Raw genomic sequence first — 19,767 nt, forward strand, 5'->3', positions numbered from 1 at the left:
TCATATTTTTGTTATCTGTTAAAAAACATTATTAAAATCGACAGACAAACTGCATTTATCCAATTCAAAAGCATAGCTGTCATTACATGTAAGCTTCTTTTGAAACTCATATTTGCCGTTTTTTAGCTCAAAAATATCGACAATTTCACTGTTTGGTTCCACTAGCATATAAAACTTTACACCGTTTTTTTCATATAAGAAAAATTTTTCGTTGATGTCTTTTTTTGCTGTTGATTTTGAAAGAACTTCTACAACAAGGGGAGGCGTTTTGGAAAAATACTGCTCTTTTGGTTCTTCACAAAACAGAGCCACATCAGGCTGCACGACATTGTACTCATCTATTTTCCAGTCAACCGGTGATATATAAACTTCACACTCTTTACAATCCAGCGTTCCTGCTAATTCTCGTGCGATATTTAAAACTAATCTCTGATGTTTTGGATAAGGTACCGGAGACATATCGTATGCTTCTCCATCTATAAGCTCCCATCTGCCTTCCCAGGTGACATAATCATTCCATGTGAAAAAGTTTTTATCTATGGCTTGCATGATGTCTGCTCCATTGCTAGCTTAAGTTTTCATATTCTTTAGCCTTGAGTATAGCATATATTATATTATTGGGTACTTTTATGTTTCCTTATAGTAAACAGAAATTAATTAAAGTAGGTATATAATACTTACATGTAAACAAACACAAAGGATGGACAATGGTAGAATTTTTAAAAAAAGCGATGGACTGGGTTTTGGAAAAAGAGGCAGAAGCGGCAAAAAAATGTGCGATAGACCCTGCTGATGTCGAGAAGCAGATAAAGATTTTAGAAGCAAAAAGAGCAGAGCTTCGTAAAAAATTTGAAGAAGAAGATGCCGAGTTTGGACATATTCTCAGTAGATTATCATTGATTAAAGCAAATGCAAGCAAATGCAAAACAAAATAAAATGCAAAATATCTTAGAAGCTATTCTTTTTGGTTTTAGTGAAATACTGAACTATAAAATAATGAAGCGTGCCCTGGCAATCGGTGCTGTTGTGACAATAATTTGGTCAATTATCGCTTATTTTATATGGGGTGATTTGGTCTCTTTTGCTGCATCTTTTATAGACTTGGTACCTTTTTCCATGTTGCGTTCAAACGGTGCATGGATTCTTTCATCATTTTTATGGTTTTCACTTGTTTTGGTAACTTTTGCTTTGATACTGGCTTTTTTTGGCAATATGATTTTAGAAAAAGTTTCAAAAGAAAAATATAGTTCGTTTTCTCTGCTCGTAGTATTTGCAAGTGCTGCTTTTTGGTCGCTTGTCTGGTTTTTTAAAGGTTCTTATATATATGCACAGTTTTTAAAACTGCTCAATTGGCTGCCGTTTGAAACAGTAGAAGCAAGTCTGGCATATCTGATGGGGCTTTATTTTGTTTATACTGCCATTATTGTGACTATGCTGTTGGTGACAAGTTTCTTTAGTGAGTCACTGCTCGAAGAGATTAGGGATAAAAACTTTCCTTATGAACCGTTTTTGGAAGAAGATGAGGTCAAAGTCAGTGAGAACAGATTGCTTGATATCTTGATTTATATCGTCATTTCTATTGTTTCATTTCCTTTGCTTTTTATTCCTGTTGTAAATTTTGTGATTCAAATGGGTTTATGGATTTGGCTTATAAAAGATACTTTTGTAAATGACAGTGCGGCATTGGTAATACCAAAAGAAAAAAGAGCAAAACTTTCTGAATATAAAAGTGGATTTTTGGTTATCAGTGCAGTCACATCACTTTTTAACTTTTTGCCTGTTTTTAATATTTTCGGACCGTTTTTTGGTGAGATAGCAATGTTTTACTATTTGAAAGAAATTCAAAAGGAACTCTAGATGAAAATTGCATTTTTTGAGGTGAAGCCTGAAGAGCAGGAGTTTTTTGCAAAACATTTGAAAAACCAGGAACTGTACTTTTTCGAAAATACAATAAATGATGCGCTTACGGATACAAAAGAGTACGACGCTGTATCTCTTTTTGTACATTCCCGTATAACAGATGAAATTTTAGAAAAACTTCCGGCATTGAAGTATCTGCAGACAAGATCAACAGGCTATGACCATATAAAGTGTGAAGCCCTTTACAAACGTGGTTTGCTGGTATCGAATGTAGCCGGTTACGGCGGTCCGGCTGTTGCCGAATTTTCTTTTTCACTTCTTTTAAATGCTACAAGACATACGCATACAGCTATTGAGCGGGTGAAACAGAGCAATTTTGAGTACAGTGATCTTAAGGGAATGGAACTTTTTGGGAAAACTCTCGGGATCTTGGGGCTTGGTACCATAGGCTCGCAAATGGCGCGAATAGGAAAAGGTTTTGGTATGAAAACAGTCGCCTATTCAAGAACAAAAAAACCGATTGTCGATGCGTTGGGGATTGATTTTTATGATTTGGACTCTGTTTTGCAAAAAAGTGATATTTTGATGCTGGCACTGCCTTTGACACCGGCTACAAAAAATATTATCAATGAAAAAAATGCAGATAAATTAAAAAAAGATGTCATTATTGTCAATACGGCACGCGGAGAACTGATTGAAGATGTGCTGTACGGAAGAATGAAAAATATTCTCTGTCTTGATGTTATAAGTGACCTAAAGTATATTCACCGAAACAACATCCTCTACACGCCACATATGGCATACTACACCAAAGAGGCCCTGCAAAGGATTATGCAGATCTCTTTAGAAAATATGAAGGCATTTCTTGCAGGCAGAAAGTTGCCAAACTGTCTGAAACTCTCATGCGAGCGTGATTATCGGTAGTTAGTGCTTTTTTTCTGTACTTTCTGCCTCATGTTTGCTTAGCAGTGATGTAAAATCTTTTTTGATTTTTTCGTAAAGTTTCGCAACGATATTTTTGCCTTTGATCTCTTTTTGAATGTTTTGTATCTCTTTTTGCAGCATCTTATATTCAGGCGCATGTTTTTTTGTATAGCCCAGATAGACTGCTTTTTCAAGCTCATCCTGTGCCAAATCAAGCAGTTTTGTTGCTTTTTCTTTCTCTTTTTTATTGAGTTTGGATGCTTCAACTACCAGACTTTGTGCCGTAATCAGCGGCAAAGGAACAATGGTCGTTTTAATAACGATACCGTTTAAGGCAGTGACAAGTATTGTAAAAGCCTCTTTTGCTTTGCCTTTGTTTAACTCTTTGAGTGCTTCTTTTGTCGCAAGCGGATACATACCCATCGGCAGATACTGTGTTGTCATTACCATTTCATCTTCCAAAGGCATGAGAATGGCTCTGGCTGCCTGTGTATCATAATCATCGAGTAAATCCTGGGCAGATTTTATGATGTGTTTGACCAGTTTTGCATCTCCTGTAAAATCATGAACTTCTATGGCATCAGCAACCGGCACGAGTGTGAGTTTCGGATTGTTTTTGAGTGCCGTGTCAAAAAGTTTAGTGGCTTTGTTGAGGGCATCTTTTGCCGTTTTTGTATCTCTTTTTTGCAAAGCTTTAAGGGCTGTAACTGTCTGTCTGAGTGCCTGTGCAATCTCTTTTGGCGCTTTTTGCAGGCTTTGTCTGTGTTGGTCTGCTTCTTGATTGACAACATTTTTCAATCTTTGCATATCTTCTTTTTTTGCATCTGATTGAAAATATTTAGCATCCATTTTACGCATAAATTCTTCTTTGGATCGAGACTCTTCCACCTTTGCCTGGGCAGCAGTATGACCTTTTACCGAAGCCGGATTATTAATCGCTCTCTCTTCTTTTTTTGAAACACTGTCGTTGTAGCTTGCATAGAGTGCTGAGCTTGAAAGCAGTACACCTGCCAATACCGTTGATAATATAACTCTTTTTTTCATAACTTTATCCTTCTTGTATCAAGTTTATTTAGTCTAATTATGAAATAGAATTGATAACAGAAAGTAAATACTATATTGAAAATAGTTGTATATTATTGAATATTTGTTTACTGAAAAAGGGGTACAATACTTTAAAGAGCAAAAATTACAAAGAATTTCAAGGAGTGTTAGAATGTCAAAAAATATTAAATGGTTTAAAGAGATTGGTATAGAAGATGTCGCCGAAGTCGGCGGGAAAAATGCTTCTCTGGGAGAGATGTATCAGAATCTCACAGCAGAAGGTGTTCGTGTGCCCAATGGTTTTGCCATTACATCACATGCTTATATACATGTACTCGATAGCAATAATGCTTGGGAAAAACTGCATGCACTCCTTGATAATCTTGATGTCGACAATGTTGATGCCCTGCAAAGTGCAGGAAAAAAATGCCGTGAGATAGTTTATAATGCAAAACTGCCGGATGATCTGCGTGAGGATATTGTAAAGGCGTATGAAAAACTCAAAGAAGAGTACGGAGAGAGTCTCTCTCTGGCTGTCCGCTCCTCTGCTACGGCTGAAGATTCTCCGGAAGCCTCATTTGCAGGACAAAATGACACTTACTTGAATATTTCAAGTGCAGAAGAACTGCTGGATGCCTACAAACGATGTCTGGCATCAAATTTTACAGATCGCTCTATACATTATAAGTATGATAACGGTTTTGACTATCTCAAAGTCTATCTCTCTGTGGTTGTTATGAAAATGGTGCGCAGTGATATCGGGGAGAGCGGCGTCATGTTTTCGCTTGATACAGAGACAGGTTTTAAAGATGTTGTTTTCATAAATGCAGCCTTGGGACTCGGTGAGAATGTTGTGCAGGGAAGTATCAACCCTGATGCGTTTTATGTGCATAAGCCGACATTCAACAAAGGGTTTCGTACTGTCCTCAAACGCTCTTTGGGTTCCAAAGAAAAAAAGATGATTTTTACAGATACGATAAATCTGGACAATATTGCAGTGGAGTACACAAAAAACATACCGACGACAGCACAAGAGCAGAGCCATTTTTGTATAACAGATGAAGAGGTAATGGTCCTTGCAGATTATGCCATCAAGGTGGAAAACCACTACTCAAAAAAAGCCGGTTTTACAAAACCGATGGATATGGAGTGGGCAAAAGACGGACTTGACGGGCATTTGTATATGGTGCAGGCACGTCCTGAAACGGTTGAATCTCAGAAAAAAGGCAATATCCTTGAAACCTATCATTTAAAAGAAAAGGGCAGGGTTCTTGTCACCGGTCAGGCTATCGGCACAAAAATAGGACAGGGAAAAGCCCGATACATAGCAGGTGTCAAGGATCTCAATACCTTTAAAGCCGGTGAAGTACTGGTCGCTGATACCACAAACCCTGACTGGGAACCTATCATGAAAATAGCCTCTGCCATCATTACAAACAAAGGTGGACGAACTTGTCATGCGGCGATTCTCTCACGCGAACTTGGCATACCTGCGGTTGTAGGATGTGACAATGCCACAGAGGTACTCAAAGATGCCGACGAAGTGACTGTAAGTTGTGCCGAGGGAGAAGAGGGCCATGTGTATGAAGGTCTTTTGGATTATGAAATCATAAGAACCGATCTTTCAAACCTGCCAAAAACAAAAACAAAGATTATGATGAATCTAGGAAATCCCGATATTGCTTTTTCCCTCGCCTCTTTACCGGTTGACGGGATAGGTTTAGCTAGAATGGAATTTATCATTAACGAATATATAAAAGCGCATCCGATGGCACTCAAGCATCCGCAAAAAGTGGATGAGGCAACACGAAACAAATTGGAAGAGCTGACCCGGGCTTATGACTCTATGGAAGACTTCTTTGTCAAAACACTCTCAGAGGGTGTGGCAACCATCGCTTCTTCTGTGTACCCGAAACCCTGCGTGGTCCGCATGAGTGACTTTAAATCAAACGAATACGCAACGCTGCTCGGCGGTGAGGTATTTGAGCTCAAAGAAGATAATCCGATGATAGGTTTTCGAGGCGCATCTCGCTATGCCCATCCAAATTATGAAGAGGGCTTTGCTCTGGAGTGTGCGGCTATGAAGCGTGTGCGTGATGAGATGGGATTTGATAATGTCATTTTAATGATTCCTTTTTGCCGCAGAGTGGATGAAGGCGAGCGTGTGCTCAAAACCATGGCAAAATACGGTCTCAGACAGGGAGAAAACGGACTGCAGATTTATGTGATGTGTGAAATTCCCAACAATGTTATTCAGATTGATAATTTCAGTAAACTTTTTGACGGTTTCAGCATAGGCAGCAATGACCTGACACAGCTTACACTTGGAGTTGACCGTGACAGTGAAATCGTTGCCTTTGATTATGATGAGAGAGATGAAGGGGTCAAAGAGATGATACGGCTGGCAGTAGAGGGTTGCAAACGAAATGACCGCCACAGCGGCATTTGCGGTCAGGCACCGTCAGATTATCCTGAAATGGCGGAGTACCTTGTGCGTCTGGGTATTGATTCGATGAGTCTGAATCCAGACAGTGTCTTGAAAACCATAGAAAATGTAGGCAAACTTGAACAAAAACTGGGGAGAGCATGATGAAATACAATATTCCGGCAGATGTGCCAAAAAACAAAGAAGAAACATACAAAAAAAACCTCAAAAGTGCGACAAACGCTACAAATCATTTGATGCTTTTTGCAGGAGACCAGAAAGTTGAGCATCTGAACAATGACTTCTACGGCAAAGATATTCCGCTTGAAGACAACTCTCCCGAGCATCTGTTTAAAATCGCTTCACGTGCAAAAATCGGTGTTTTTGCAACACAGTTTGGGCTTATCAGCAGGTACGGACGTGATTATAAAAACATTCCCTATCTTGTAAAACTCAACTCAAAAACAAATCTTGTCCCTTATGACAAACAAGACCCCTACTCAAAAGCCTGGCTGAGTGTCGGTGATGTGGTTGCCTTTGCCAAAGAGAGTAAACTTGACATCAAAGGGGTCGGGTATACGGTTTATCTTGTCGGTGCATATGAGCATGAGATGCTGACCCAGGCGGCGAGTATTGTCCATGAAGCACATAAAAACGGACTTTTGGCCGTGCTGTGGATTTATCCAAAGGGCAGGTTTGTAAAAGATGAACATGATGGGCATTTGATAGCAGGTGCCGCAGGTGTCGGAGCAGCCTTGGGTGCTGATTTTGTAAAACTCAAAGTGCCATATGATAAAAAAGGAAAATTTAATCCGAAACTGTTGCGAGAGGCTACAATGGCAGCGGGCAGAACAGGTGTTCTTTGTGAAGGCGGTGCCAAAACAGATGAAAAAGAGTTTTTGACACAACTGTACGAACAAATTCACAAAGGCGGTTCTCGAGGCAATGGCACAGGGCGGAACATTCACCAACGACCTCTGCAGGAGGCTGTAAAAATGGCAAATGCTGTTTATGCAATCACTTCGCAAAATGCTACTGTAAAAGAAGCATTGAAACTGTTATAGATGGAAGAATGGTTAAAGTAATGGCGTGGTATGATAATGAGTAAAAGTATGGTTTCAAAATTATAAAAAGAGGATAGAAATATGAAAAAAATTATAGCAACTGTATTGATTGGGAGTTTGTTTTTTAGTGGATGTGCAACACGCGGTGTGAATGAGATAGATCCGGGTGCTGTGAATTATGAACTGAGTTATCAGGTCGGTACAATTGAGTCTGTGAAACCTGTTGTTATAAGAGACAACGGTACGGGTACATTTATTGGGGCGGTATCAGGTGTAGTGCTGGGTTCACTCATCGGCAAAGGCAGGGGGAGTGCTTTGGCAACTCTTGCAGGCGGTTTAGGCGGTGCATATGCGGGAAGCCAACTGGGTAAAGCTAATGCACTTGAACTCAGTGTTGTGTTTGATGATGGACGAAGAGTTGTCGTCATCGCCAAAGGAAAAGACTTTTACAAAGGCCAAAGAATTCGAATAGTTAAAAGGAATGGCCGTGTTTACAGTGTTGAACCGTTTTAATGACTATGTAAGTAGTAAAAAATGAACAAACTACTGGCCCAGGAGATGTATTATCTGATGGTTCTTGGACGCGCTTTTGAGTATGCGGCAAAAGAGAACTATATGAAGGGTAATATATCCGGATTTTTACATCTTGATATTGGACAGGAAGCTTTGAGTGTCGGTGCGGTAAAAGCCTTTGAAAAGGGTGATATTTTTTCAGGCTATCGTGAACACATTATGGCAATGAGCCGTGGACTCGAACCCAAAGCCGTTATGGCGGAACTCTTTGGAAAAGTTACAGGTGTGAGTGGCGGCAAGGGTGGCTCCATGCACCTTTTTGAACCCTCACACTATTTTTACGGCGGAGATGCCATTGTCGGCGGACAGCTCCCAAATGCCGTAGGCTGTGCCTATGCAAGAGCTTTTTTGGAACAAGACGAGGGTGTGATGGCCATCTTTGGTGACGGGGCTACAAACGGCGGGGCTTTTTTTGAATCACTCAACATTGCCGCCACACACAAACTCCCCCTGCTTTTTTTGTGTGAAAACAACGAATATGCCATAGGAACAAACATCGGGCGCACGGCTCCTTTTAAAGAACAGGCAAAAAAAGCAGAGCCCTATATGCCAACTTATGAAGTAGACGGTATGGACGTTGAAGCTGTGTATAAGGTAGTGAGTGAGGCAAGAAAACAGATAGAATCGGGACACGGTCCTGTTTTTGTAGAAGCCTTTACATGTAGATACGAAGGACACTCTATCAGTGATGCCAACAGTTACAGAAGTGCGCAGGAGATGGCACACTGCAAGGCACGAGATCCGATACAGAGGTTTAAAAAAGCCCTACATGAAAAATGGCTCTGCACAGAGCAAGAGATACAAAACATAGAAACCAAAGCCCAAAAAGCGGTGGAAAATGCTGTGAAATATGCCGAAGAATCACCCGAACCAGAGGCTGATGCTCTGTTTGAACATGTCTTTTATGAGGAGGGTGAAAATGTTGTATCGTGAAGCTTTAAACAAAGCACTTGATGAGGTGATGAGCGCGGATGACAGTGTCGTAACACTTGGTGAAGATGTCGGACTTTACGGTGGCAGTTTTCGTGTGACAGAAGGTCTCGTTGAAAAATACGGAGAAAAAAGAGTCATTGATACACCCATAGCAGAACTGAGCATTGTAGGCAATGCCGTGGGCATGGCTATTGGCGGTTTGCGTCCGGTGGCTGAGATAATGACGGGCAATTTTTCCCTGCTTGCCTTTGATCAGATTATCAACCATATGGCAAAACTGCACTATATGAGCAACGGTAAAATTATATTGCCTATGGTGGTAAGATTTCCTCAGGGTGTGAGTCGTCAACTCGCAGCCCAGCACAGTGAAAGTTATGAGCAAATGCTCTGTGCGGTACCGGGGCTGAGAGTGCTGAGTGTCAATGATGTCAATTATGCCTACCATGCCCTCAAGTATGCGATTTTGTCAGATGATCCTGTTGTATTTATAGAACATGAACTGCTCTATAACAAAAAAGGGGAGGTGGATTTTGAACAAAAACTGAACCCTTTTGAGGCAAGAATAGCCAAAGAGGGCAGTGACATTACCATTGTGAGTTATTTGAAAATGGTTGATGATGTGATGCTGGCAGTCCCAGAGATAGAAAAAGCACTGGGATGTTCCTGCGAAGTGATAGACTTATGCTCCCTGAACCCTGTAGACTATGAAACACTGAAAAAATCCATAGAAAAAACCTCGCGTCTTGTCATGGTTGAAGAAGATCATAAAACAGGCGGGTACGGAGGACAAATAGTCTCCTGGGCGGCCGAGGAGATGTTTTATGCCCTGGATGCTCCGTCTTTGCGTTTGGCAGGAGAAGATGTTCCTATTCCTTATAACAGAGGTTTAGAACTGGCAAGTATTCCTACGCCGGAATCTATCACTCGTGATATAGTGGCGTGGGGTAAGAAAAACGATGTATGAAATAGTGATGCCTCAGCTCTCTGACTCTATGGATGAGGGCAAGCTTATCAGCTGGAAAGTCAAAGAGGGGCAAAAGGTAAATGTAGGTGATGTCATTGCCGAGGTCGAGAGTGACAAAGCAATTATGGAAGTGCAGAGCTTTAAAAGCGGAGTTGTTGCAGAGATACGGGCCAAAGAGGGGGATGTCATTCCTGTTGGAGAAGTCATTGCCCGTATTTCAACCAGTGAAAGTAAGAATGAAAAAGTTGTAAAAACGCCAGAAACAGCAGTTGTTGAGACGCCGGTAATAAAACAGACAGTATCAAAACCTACTGTTGAGACAAAACAAGAACCAATCCCTAAAACACCTGTTGTCAAACATCTTCAAAAAAAAGAAACAGGTGGTATATCCCCAAAAGCAAGAGCCAAAGCGGCACAGTATGGAGTTGACACGCAGAGAGTTTTGGACAAAACTGCGAAAGATGCCTTACATGTAAAGGATGTTGAGGCATATTTACAAGAGCATTATTTTACACCAAAAGCATTGCGACTGTTGGATAAATACGGCTTGGATTTTGCAAGCTTTACACTCGATCATAAGATAGACGAAGCAGAAGTGCAGGCGTTTATTGAGAAAAACGAAACACCCCTGCCACAGCCTTTGAGCCAGATGCAAAAGGCGATCATTGCCAATGTGACGGCTTCTGCACAAAAGCCTGTTTACCGTTTGTATGAGCATATTGATGCAAAACTTTTTGTAGAGCATGATAGGTACAGCATAACCGTCTGGCTGATAAAGATTTTAGCAAAAGTGATGATGAGACATGAGGCTTTTCGTTCGCGTCTGCAAAATGATGCTCTGTTAGTCAGCCCAAATGCGTCAATTGCCGTGGCAGTGGCAGAGAGTCAAAATCTTTATATGCCGGTTGTAAAAGATGCAAATAAACGTTCCATCGCAGAGATTGCAAAAGAGCTTGAAAATTTTAAAACAAAACTCAAAGAAAACTCTTTTACTGCAGCAGATATGCAGGGTTCAAGCTTTGGTATTTCAAATCTTGGGATGCTGGGTGTAGAATCTTTTGATGCGATGATTAACAAAAATGACTCAGGTATCGTGGCGGTAGGAAGTTTGCAGGAGGGAAAAATATCTCTTACTCTGAGCGCTGATCACAGACTTGTAAACGGCTATGAAGCAGCACTTTTTATGCAGGATGTCAAAAAAGAGGCAAAAAATCCTCTGCAATTTAAGGACTAAAAAATGTATGACATAATTTTTATCGGTGGCGGACTGAACTATGCAGGAGCAATTGTTGCGGCAAAAAAGGGCAAAAAAGTAGCCTTGATAGAAAAAGATATGCGTCAGCTTGGCGGTGTCTGCCTGCATAAGGGGTGTATTCCTTCAAAAATGTTTTTGCATTATGCCAATGTTGTGTATGAGTCAAAAAGTGACATTTTAGAGGGACAAACAGCTCTTTCAATGCAAAAGCTTTTTGGGAAAAAAACAAAGCTGATAGAAAACGCATGGCAGGCAATTAAGAAACAGTGCTCGCATGTAGATTTGATAGAGGGCGAAGCACAGCTTAAAGAACCGCATAAGGTAGAAGTCAGCGGGAAAACCCTTGAAGCAGAGTATATAATTATGGGAACGGGCTCTTCTGCTTTTATTCCTGAGGGTATAGAGTATAATGCCAAAGATATAATTATGAGTGATGAAGTGCTGATGATGCAGGAATTCCCAAAGAAGATTGCAATCTACGGTTCAGGGGCAATCGGCTTGGAGATGGCAAGCTTCTTTGCAACGAGTGGTGTTTCTGTGACACTTATTTACAGAGAAAAAAGCATACAAAAAAGAGCAAATCCACTCATTCAAACTGCCTTAAAAGAACAGCTTGAAAAAATAGGTGTCACACTTTTGTCCGAACACTCTATAAAAACGGCAAAAAGTACAAAAAAAGGAGTGCATATCACATTTGAAGACAAAAGCAGTATTTATATGCCTTTGTTGCTTGTTGCAGCCGGGCGCAGACCGAATGTGGATTTCCTTACATGTAAAGAGATAGAAGTTGAAAAAGGCATTGTCACAGACAGATTTTTTGAGACAACACTTGCCAAACATTATGCCATAGGGGACTGCAACGGCAAACTCCAACTTGCCCATGCCGCAAGAGCAGAAGTGTTAAATGTTGTAGAGCGTATTTTAGGGAACAATCCACGTCCTCTCAATCTGGACCATGTTGTGAAATTTATACACACCCTGTCTATGAGTTATGCTGTAGTCGGAAAAACTGAGGGTTTAAAATCAAGTATTGTTCCTTTGAGTCATTTTCCCTACTCTGCATATAATCATGCGACAAAAGGAGTAATGATTACGTATTCGGATCAGGAAGGCTTTATCCTTGGTGCTGAAATTCTGGCACCAAATGCAGAAGAACTTGTTGCCATTGTGGGTATGAGTTTGGCCGGTGAGATGGATACAGCGCAGGCAAAACGGACGATTTTTGGGCATCCGACATTCAGTGAAGCTTTAGAGAGAACATTTTTTAAGTTATGATTGTCCATGACTGGGGTGAAATTGCCTATGTTAGGGCAAGCAAACAGATGCACGCTTTACATGTAAAGGCGCAGCAAGACGGACAAAATCATCTCATATTGTGTTCGCATCCTGCGGTTTTTACCGTGGGCAGTGATGAGCAAAAGCATTTTAAGGTACCCACTGTACAAAGTGACAGAGGGGGTTCTGTTACCTGTCACTCGAGGGGACAAAATATCTTTTATTTCTGTTTTCAGGTAAAACAGCCGGCGCGATTTTATAAAAAAGTTCTTGATGCTTTTGAGAGTTTTTTTATGAAAAATCTGCCTGCAGTCACATATGACAAAAACAATCCCGGTTTTTATATACAAAATCGTAAAATTGCCTCTTTGGGGTTTCGCTACTCCAGAGGGGTCTCTTTGCATGGCGTTGCTTTGAATGTTGATGTGGATTTGGACTTTCATTCACTGGTTTCACCGTGTAATCTGACAAATATTGTACCGACTTCTTTAAAAAATGAAGGAGTGACACTCACATTAAAAGAGGTAAACGAGCAGCTGATATATCTCATAGGAAAACATTTTGAAGATGCAGTTTAAACCAAAAGTCAAAGCGCCCGCACCGGAGATTTTACAAAATATGCAGGCTGTTTTGGAAAAAAACACTTTGACGACAGTATGCGAAGCAGCAGCCTGTCCAAACAGAGCAGAGTGCTATGCACGCAACAGTGCAACATTCATGATATTAGGCGATACCTGCACAAGAGCCTGTGCTTTTTGCAACGTAAAAACAGGGCATGGCAGAGATGTTGATGTAAATGAACCGCAACGTCTGGCGAAAGCTGTCCAGGAGTTGCAGCTGCAGTATGTTGTGATTACATCGGTGGACAGAGATGATTTGAAAGATTACGGATCCGGACATTTCGCACGCTGTGTCCAAGCGATAAAAGAGAAAAACCCAGAGGTAAAAATAGAACTTTTAACGCCTGATTTCAAATACCATCGAGATGCTTTGGGGACAATTGTAAGAAGTGGCGCCGACAAACTGGCACACAACCAGGAAACTGTCAGAAGACTGAGTAAAAGTGTACGTCCGCAGAGTGATTATGACCGTTCATTAAAAGTTTTGGAGTATTATGCCAGATATTCGCCTTTACATGTAAAGTCCTCTTTGATGTGTGGGCTTGGGGAAACAAAAAAAGAGTTGCTGGTCACAATGCGGGAGTTGTTGGATGTCGGCGTGAGTGAATTGACACTCGGACAGTATCTGCAACCGACGCAAAAACATCATAGGGTAGCACGATATTACCCGCCGAAGTTTTTTGATGAGATGAAAGAAGAGGCATTGTCTATGGGATTTTTAGCTGTGGCATCAGGTATTTTGGTAAGAAGTTCTTATTTTGCAGAAGATTTGGGAGAGAAATTATGAGTAAAGCAAGATTGGTTTTAGTGCGTCACGGACAAAGTATATATAACCAAAAAAATATTTTCACAGGATGGACAGATGTTGACTTAAGTCAGCAGGGCAGGGATGAAGCAAAAAAAGCCGGACAACTGTTAAAAAAGCATAATATCTATCCGGACATCTGTTTTACATCATGGCTAAAACGTGCCATTCATACAGCACAGATATTACTGCAGGATCTGGAATGGGAGCATATAAATATGCTTAAAAGTTATAAACTCAATGAAAGGCATTATGGAGACTGGCAGGGCAGAGATAAAGATGCGATTAAAAAAGAGTATGGAGAAGAAAAATTTTTGGCTGTAAGACGCGGATATGATGTGCCGCCGCCACCTTTACATGTAAACGATGAAAGATGTGTATGGAATGATAAAAAGTATGCAAACATTGATAAAAAACTCTTGCCTCTGCATGAATCACTCAAAGATACAAAAAAAAGAGTCTTGGAGTATTATACAGAGCAGATTATTTTGGAGTTGCAAAAAGAAAAAACAGTGTTAATCTCCGCACACGGCAACTCTCTGCGCGCCTTGGTAATGGAACTTGAAAAGATGACTCCACAGGAGATAGTGCAATTTGAAATACCGACAGGAGAGATTATAATGTATGATTTTGACAGCGATATGAAGATACTGGAGAAAAATGTTTTGATAGGTTAAACCCAAATTATGTATAATTCGACACTCTGCAGTTTTTTGGCACGCGTCACTGTCATTAAGTTGAGAAAATTAATGCTTTTTCGGAACCGGTACTTCAGTGCCGGCTGTTGCAATAGTCTTGCCACTCTCAGCCCGGACTGAAGTCCGCGTTCCAAAAAAATGCTTAACTTAATGGCATTGAGGGGGGGGTCAACGCCATTAAGTTAAGCCTACAACCACCTAATTTACGAACTTCCTGCTGATTAGTTTCCAACATTTTTCTTCTTCATTTTAAGATAATTTATCGAATTGGTGGCTATGGTGGACTTTTGTATATCTTTATCCAGCCGTGGTTTTGATTTCCTATTTGGTCGAATTACTATTGTATTTGTCAGAAAAAGTTTCTCCATCTGCTCAAGCATATCTTCTATTGGTTCATCCAAATAAAAAAGGTCAAATACCTTATGTTTGATGATATTAAAAGAGACTGCTTTATTTACTTTTTGGATATATTTATTCTCTTTGGTTTTCTCTTTTAGGTCTTGGTTTATGTCGTATGTCATGGCAGATTCATAGTTTGTCAAAAAGATAGTTGCAAAGAAATCTTGTTTTACTGATAATGCACTTTGACCTGTAAAGTTTTCTAAAGAGAGTCTATTTTTTATCAAATCAAAGTATGTCTCAATTCCCCATCTAAGAGAGTATAACTCTTTAAACTCTGATGTTTTAAGTACTTCTCTATCAAGTACATTTGTTGCCAACACTTCTACAGTACCGTTATCTAAAATTACCTGTACAAATCGTATTTTTAACTTTGTAGGTAAATTCAGACTTTTTAGATCATCTCTTATGATTTTAGGAGCATTTATCTCAAGTATCACATCTTTTTTTTCACTATGTGGAGCAAAAAGAAACTTAGCTTTTGAGAAGCTATTTGTTCTAATACGACAAACTATTTTTGTTTTATTATAAGCAACTGCAAAGAGTTCAAATGATGGATAACCTCTATCCATAAGCACTAAATCATCCTCTTTACAATACTCAAAGTGATTCATCGCTAGAGTTCGCTCATCATAAGCTATAAGCTCATTTATTTGACTACTATTTTTATTCTCAATACAAGAATCAAGTGCAATATTATTAAGCACATCAAAGAGGCAAGATACTCGTGCTTGAGAGACATCTTTAGCATAATCTTTTATCTGACATTTAACCTTCATAGGATTAAACTCTTTTTTTACATCCTCTGTATTTGGAAGTGTTACAATAGAACCATCTACAGCTAAGATTCTATATCCTTTATAGGTTTCATAATCTCCATCTTTGTAAAAGATTTCAGCTGCCATCTGTGCAAACTCTTCAAATGCTGTATAGTTAAGTTTCGCTCGTGCTTGCGTATATGCACTATTAGAGATAGTGACATCTTCACCTAAAGCAAGTTGTGTATCATTAATGCTGTTTTGTAAAGATTTATTACTCTTTTTAATCATCATAGTCATAATTTTAGCAAACCCTAGCTTTCTATCCCTTGTAAAAGAATTTATTCCAATTTTATGTTTCATCTGGAAAGATTCTTCTCTTTTTTTGTCTTTAAAAACTCCCGAAATTTCGATAGTTTTTTTTAACATAACCAACCCTTAATATATAAATATATTATACTCAAATAACACTTTCAGATAGCTTTGAAATCCCTATATTAAGTGGTTTGTAAAGATTTTACAAAATGTTTTTTATAGTTTTTTTTAAAACTTCAAGCTATTTTTTAGTTCTTCTCATTGCTTAACTTAATGGCGTTGGAGGGGGGGTACTGTGAATTACTATTTTGCACTTTTAACAGTGATGCTTGGTATAGGATTTGGACTATTTTCTCTGTACTTTATTTATACTTTTTATAAAAAAAGAAAACTGCAGAAGATTTTAGAAAAACCGATGCCAAAAGAGTACAAACAGATTTTAAAAAATATTCCTTTTTATAACAAACTGAGCGAAGAAGAAAAATCCAAAATCCATAAATCTATCCTGCTGTTTATAAATATGAAAGAGTTTGTAGGTATAGATATCGAAGTGACGAATGAGATGAAAGTCGTTATAGCTTTTCATGCCTGTTTATTACTGTTACATGTAGGATTTCAAAGTTGTTATGAAAACCTTGTAACGATTCTTGTCTATTCACATACGATGGTTGCCAGGCAAGTAAGTGTTAACGGAGGTATATTTACCAAAGGTGACTTCTTACTCGAAGGACAATCTGCCGGCGATACGGTGGTAATATCTTGGAATGATGCAAAAAAAGATGCCTATCATCTCCATGAAAACAATGTACTGCTGCACGAATTTGCCCATGAAATAGACTTTCTTGACGGCAGTGCAGACGGAACACCGCCACTGCCGTATGCAAAATACCATGAGTGGGCAAAAGTAATTTCAAAAGAGTTTAACAAACTCAGTGATGTTGCCCTGAAAAACCGTGACTGGGGAAAATACAAGCTTTTAGGTGCCTATGCCGCAACAAATGAGGCAGAATTCTTTGCCGTTGTCACGGAGCGTTATTTTGAAAAGCCGGAGACGCTAAAAAAACATTTTCCAGAGCTTTTTGAAGAGTTTAACAGCTTTTATAAAGTTTATCTGTAATTTTTTCTCATTAAGAATAAAAGTTTCAGAGTGTGCTATAATTCGTTCGATTTATGGGGCTGGACCCTGTACTTCAATAAGGAAAATCGATGACGAAAGAGTATATATTTACTTCAGAGTCTGTAACAGAAGGGCATCCTGACAAGATGGCAGATCAGATCAGTGATGCAATTCTGGATTATATTATTGAGCATGATACTAATGCACGCGTAGCGTGTGAAACACTGGTATCAAATGGTTTTTGTGTAATTGCAGGCGAACTGAAGACGACGGCGTATGCCCCAATGCAAGAGATTGCAAGAGAAGTAATCCGAGATATCGGATATACAGATGCAACGTATGGTTTTGATCATAGGTCAGCTGCAGTACTAAACGGCATAGGAGAACAGTCTCCTGATATCAATCAGGGGGTTGACCAGGCCGGAGGAGAAACCGGTGCCGGTGATCAGGGTTTAATGTTTGGATATGCCTGTCGTGAGACAGATGTGCTGATGCCTTTGCCTATTCACCTCTCTCACCGTTTGACAGAACGTCTGGCAGAAGTCAGAAAAGAGGGAATTATCCCCTATCTGCGTCCTGACGGAAAGGCACAGGTGAGTGTAAAATATGTAGACGAGAAGCCTATTTCTGTAGAAACTGTTGTTATTTCCACACAGCACGCACCTGAAGTATCGCAAGAACAGATTCACAAAGATGTTATAGCCGAAGTGATACGAAAAGTAATTCCTGCGGAGATGATGGATGAAAATACTGTTTTTCATATCAATCCGACAGGAAAATTTGTAATCGGCGGTCCTCAGGGAGATGCCGGACTTACAGGTCGTAAAATTATTGTTGACACCTACGGAGGCAGCTGTCCACATGGCGGTGGCGCATTTTCAGGAAAAGACCCAACAAAAGTTGACCGTTCAGCCGCATATGCAGCGCGCTGGGTTGCGAAAAATCTTGTAGCCGCAGGAGCCTGTGACAAGGTGACTATTCAGGTTGCCTACGCAATCGGTGTAGTGCAGCCTGTGTCAATTATGGTTGACACGCACAATACCGGCATAGTGGCAGAAGAGAAAATCCAAAGCTGTATAAAAGAGCTTTTTGATCTTTCACCTGCCGGAATAATCAAATCTTTGGATTTATTAAAGCCAATTTATAGAAAAACGGCTGCTTACGGACATTTCGGCCGTGAAAATCTTGGTTTTAACTGGGAAAAAACAGACAAAGTTGATGTAATAAAAGAGTATTTAGGCATCTAAGTGTAACCTATAAACTACAGTTTTTAAACTAGCTAAGAGCTTTTAGCTATATTTAAAAGTCTAAAGTGTATAGTTGCATTTTAATAAAAACAAGGAGAATAAAATGTCAGTTGTAATTAATGATACATGTATTAACTGTGGAGCTTGTATAGATGAGTGTCCGGTAGAAGCAATCGTAGATGAGGATGATAATCCAACAGGTGAGGATATTTATTATGTGTATCCAGACAAATGTGTAGAGTGTGTTGGTCATCATGATGAACCTGCATGTGCTACAGCTTGTCCGACTGAGGGTTGTATTACATGGGATGTTGTTGGGCCAAGTCCGCAGCACCGTGAAGATATTACTGAAGAACAGCGTTTAAATCACGAACCGGTAGTAGAATAGTTATAAGAGCACAGAAGTGCTCTTATAACACTCCTTTTAATTCATTTAAATCCACAAAATTTACATTTTAAACTAAAAACAATCTTTTTTTAGATACAATTCCATTCTAATTTTATATTTTCAGAGGAGATTTGATGGAACGTACACTATCAATAATCAAACCAGATGCAGTTGCAAAAGGTGTTATAGGCAAAATTTTAGATCGTTTTGAAAGCAATGGTCTTAGAATTGCAGCAACAAAAAAACTACAGCTTTCTCGTGCTGATGCTGAGGCATTTTATGCTGTTCATGCCGAGAGACCTTTTTTCAACGACTTAGTTGATTTTATGATCAGTGGACCGGTTGTTGTTTCAGTTTTAGAAGGTGAAAATGCTATGCAGAAAAACCGTGATTTAATGGGGGCTACAAACCCTAAAGAGGCTGAAGCAGGTACTATCCGTGCAGATTTCGCTGAAAATATCGATGCAAATGCAGTTCATGGAAGTGACTCGGTTGAAAATGCTGCGAATGAAATTGCATTCTTTTTTGCTGAGAGAGAAATTTCTTAAGTATATCCGATGAGGATTGTGCTTAGAAAAGTAACAAAAACTCCCTTAGACTTTGAAGTCACCTCGAATGAAATGACTTTTAAAGGTTTTTTGGAGTATCATAGTGCAAAATTGATTCTGCTTAAAGCAAGCATCAGTGGAACACTGGAAAAATCCTGTGACATATGTGCGCAGGATTTTAATCTTACAGTTAATGAAGAGGTCGAATTTTTCATTAATGACGGAATATATGAAGATGACAGCAACACCCTTTTGGATGTTGTTGAGTCTTTGGACGGTAATGTAGATCTTGAAGAGATTTTGGACTCGGAGATCGAACTTATCAAAAGTGATTACCACTCATGTGGAAATTGCGATAAACCAGAAGAAATAGAGTTTTAAAAAAATTAAATTAAGGAAAAAGTTATGGCAGTACCTAAGAGAAGAGTCTCTCATTCACGTTCAGCGAAGAGAAGAACTCATTATAAAATTTCTTTAGCTCGTCCGGTTAAAGATAAAGACGGAACTTATAGATTACCACACCACATTAACCCAACTACCGGTGAGTATAAGTAG

General features: G+C 39.6%; 22 protein-coding genes. 19 read left to right on the forward strand and 3 right to left on the reverse strand.

The genetic code is table 11. The annotated features are described in order from the left end of the window. Positions 1 to 18: 18 nt before the first annotated feature. On the reverse strand, positions 19 to 549 hold the full coding sequence (locus FJR45_RS02695) for a Uma2 family endonuclease (protein WP_193151233.1): 531 nt from the start codon (positions 547 to 549) through the stop codon (positions 19 to 21). Positions 550 to 707: 158 nt separating this feature from the next. Here FJR45_RS02695 and FJR45_RS02700 point away from each other — a divergent pair, with 158 nt between their 5' ends. The 3 genes from FJR45_RS02700 to FJR45_RS02710 are packed head-to-tail and all read left to right on the forward strand — an operon-like array spanning position 708 to position 2,784. Then, positions 708 to 935, forward strand: a complete 228-nt coding sequence (locus tag FJR45_RS02700) for a hypothetical protein (RefSeq protein ID WP_193151234.1) — start codon at positions 708 to 710, stop codon at positions 933 to 935. 1 nt (position 936) lies between these two features. Beyond that, the gene (locus FJR45_RS02705) at positions 937 to 1,857 is read left to right on the forward strand and encodes an EI24 domain-containing protein (protein WP_226966462.1); all 921 of its coding nucleotides are present in this window, start codon (positions 937 to 939) and stop codon (positions 1,855 to 1,857) included. After that, on the forward strand, positions 1,858 to 2,784 hold the full coding sequence (locus FJR45_RS02710) for an NAD(P)-dependent oxidoreductase (RefSeq protein WP_193151236.1): 927 nt from the start codon (positions 1,858 to 1,860) through the stop codon (positions 2,782 to 2,784). It begins immediately after the preceding gene. Here the strand turns inward: FJR45_RS02710 and FJR45_RS02715 are convergent, their stop codons facing one another. Beyond that, positions 2,785 to 3,828 carry a YfdX family protein gene (locus tag FJR45_RS02715; RefSeq protein WP_193151237.1) on the reverse strand — a complete coding sequence of 348 codons (1,044 nt, stop codon included), beginning with the start codon at positions 3,826 to 3,828 and terminating at the stop codon, positions 2,785 to 2,787. A 172-nt stretch (positions 3,829 to 4,000) separates the two neighbouring features. Between FJR45_RS02715 and ppsA the strand changes: the two genes are divergently transcribed. From ppsA to FJR45_RS02765, 10 genes are all read left to right on the forward strand, one after another. Further along, complete coding sequence (ppsA, locus tag FJR45_RS02720) at positions 4,001 to 6,418, forward strand: phosphoenolpyruvate synthase (RefSeq protein WP_193151238.1); 2,418 nt, start codon at positions 4,001 to 4,003, stop codon at positions 6,416 to 6,418. Next, positions 6,418 to 7,317: a beta/alpha barrel domain-containing protein gene (locus tag FJR45_RS02725; protein ID WP_193151239.1), complete on the forward strand. Its 900-nt coding sequence runs from the start codon at positions 6,418 to 6,420 to the stop codon at positions 7,315 to 7,317. Before ppsA ends, FJR45_RS02725 begins: the two co-directional genes overlap by 1 nt. Positions 7,318 to 7,398: 81 nt before the next feature. Then, on the forward strand, positions 7,399 to 7,830 hold the full coding sequence (locus tag FJR45_RS02730) for an outer membrane lipoprotein (RefSeq protein WP_193151240.1): 432 nt from the start codon (positions 7,399 to 7,401) through the stop codon (positions 7,828 to 7,830). Between the two features lie 21 nt (positions 7,831 to 7,851). Further along, a complete protein-coding gene (locus FJR45_RS02735) occupies positions 7,852 to 8,823 on the forward strand; it encodes a thiamine pyrophosphate-dependent dehydrogenase E1 component subunit alpha (protein ID WP_193151241.1) in 972 nt (323 codons plus the stop codon). Continuing rightward, complete coding sequence (locus FJR45_RS02740; protein ID WP_193151242.1) at positions 8,810 to 9,787, forward strand: alpha-ketoacid dehydrogenase subunit beta; 978 nt, start codon at positions 8,810 to 8,812, stop codon at positions 9,785 to 9,787. Before FJR45_RS02735 ends, FJR45_RS02740 begins: the two co-directional genes overlap by 14 nt. Then, a complete protein-coding gene (locus FJR45_RS02745) occupies positions 9,780 to 11,021 on the forward strand; it encodes a dihydrolipoamide acetyltransferase family protein (RefSeq protein ID WP_193151243.1) in 1,242 nt (413 codons plus the stop codon). Before FJR45_RS02740 ends, FJR45_RS02745 begins: the two co-directional genes overlap by 8 nt. Positions 11,022 to 11,024: 3 nt before the next feature. Next, a complete protein-coding gene (locus FJR45_RS02750; RefSeq protein ID WP_193151244.1) occupies positions 11,025 to 12,317 on the forward strand; it encodes a dihydrolipoyl dehydrogenase family protein in 1,293 nt (430 codons plus the stop codon). Further along, positions 12,314 to 12,895: a lipoyl(octanoyl) transferase LipB gene (lipB, locus tag FJR45_RS02755; RefSeq protein WP_193151245.1), complete on the forward strand. Its 582-nt coding sequence runs from the start codon at positions 12,314 to 12,316 to the stop codon at positions 12,893 to 12,895. Before FJR45_RS02750 ends, lipB begins: the two co-directional genes overlap by 4 nt. Further along, complete coding sequence (gene lipA, locus FJR45_RS02760; RefSeq protein ID WP_193151881.1) at positions 12,885 to 13,724, forward strand: lipoyl synthase; 840 nt, start codon at positions 12,885 to 12,887, stop codon at positions 13,722 to 13,724. The genes lipB and lipA overlap by 11 nt, the downstream gene beginning before the upstream one ends. Next, the gene (locus tag FJR45_RS02765) at positions 13,721 to 14,419 is read left to right on the forward strand and encodes a 2,3-bisphosphoglycerate-dependent phosphoglycerate mutase (RefSeq protein ID WP_193151246.1); all 699 of its coding nucleotides are present in this window, start codon (positions 13,721 to 13,723) and stop codon (positions 14,417 to 14,419) included. Before lipA ends, FJR45_RS02765 begins: the two co-directional genes overlap by 4 nt. Positions 14,420 to 14,661: 242 nt before the next feature. Here the strand turns inward: FJR45_RS02765 and FJR45_RS02770 are convergent, their stop codons facing one another. Further along, positions 14,662 to 16,026, reverse strand: a complete 1,365-nt coding sequence (locus tag FJR45_RS02770; protein ID WP_193150409.1) for an IS4 family transposase — start codon at positions 16,024 to 16,026, stop codon at positions 14,662 to 14,664. Between the two features lie 181 nt (positions 16,027 to 16,207). Between FJR45_RS02770 and FJR45_RS02775 the strand changes: the two genes are divergently transcribed. The 6 genes from FJR45_RS02775 to rpmF all read left to right on the forward strand — a co-directional run bounded on the left by FJR45_RS02775 (position 16,208) and on the right by rpmF (position 19,767). Next, entirely contained in the window at positions 16,208 to 17,029 is an 822-nt protein-coding gene (locus FJR45_RS02775) for a M90 family metallopeptidase (protein WP_193151247.1), read from the forward strand. 89 nt (positions 17,030 to 17,118) lie between these two features. Continuing rightward, complete coding sequence (metK, locus tag FJR45_RS02780; RefSeq protein WP_193151248.1) at positions 17,119 to 18,276, forward strand: methionine adenosyltransferase; 1,158 nt, start codon at positions 17,119 to 17,121, stop codon at positions 18,274 to 18,276. Positions 18,277 to 18,379: 103 nt separating this feature from the next. After that, positions 18,380 to 18,664: a 4Fe-4S dicluster domain-containing protein gene (locus FJR45_RS02785; protein WP_151900980.1), complete on the forward strand. Its 285-nt coding sequence runs from the start codon at positions 18,380 to 18,382 to the stop codon at positions 18,662 to 18,664. A gap of 134 nt (positions 18,665 to 18,798) precedes the next feature. After that, a complete protein-coding gene (gene ndk, locus FJR45_RS02790; RefSeq protein ID WP_151900979.1) occupies positions 18,799 to 19,212 on the forward strand; it encodes a nucleoside-diphosphate kinase in 414 nt (137 codons plus the stop codon). A 9-nt stretch (positions 19,213 to 19,221) separates the two neighbouring features. Continuing rightward, positions 19,222 to 19,593, forward strand: a complete 372-nt coding sequence (locus FJR45_RS02795) for a DUF177 domain-containing protein (protein ID WP_193151249.1) — start codon at positions 19,222 to 19,224, stop codon at positions 19,591 to 19,593. A gap of 24 nt (positions 19,594 to 19,617) precedes the next feature. Next, complete coding sequence (rpmF, locus tag FJR45_RS02800) at positions 19,618 to 19,767, forward strand: 50S ribosomal protein L32 (protein WP_013326319.1); 150 nt, start codon at positions 19,618 to 19,620, stop codon at positions 19,765 to 19,767.

Source organism: Sulfurimonas sediminis, from assembly GCF_014905115.1.
Classification (GTDB): domain Bacteria; phylum Campylobacterota; class Campylobacteria; order Campylobacterales; family Sulfurimonadaceae; genus Sulfurimonas; species Sulfurimonas sediminis.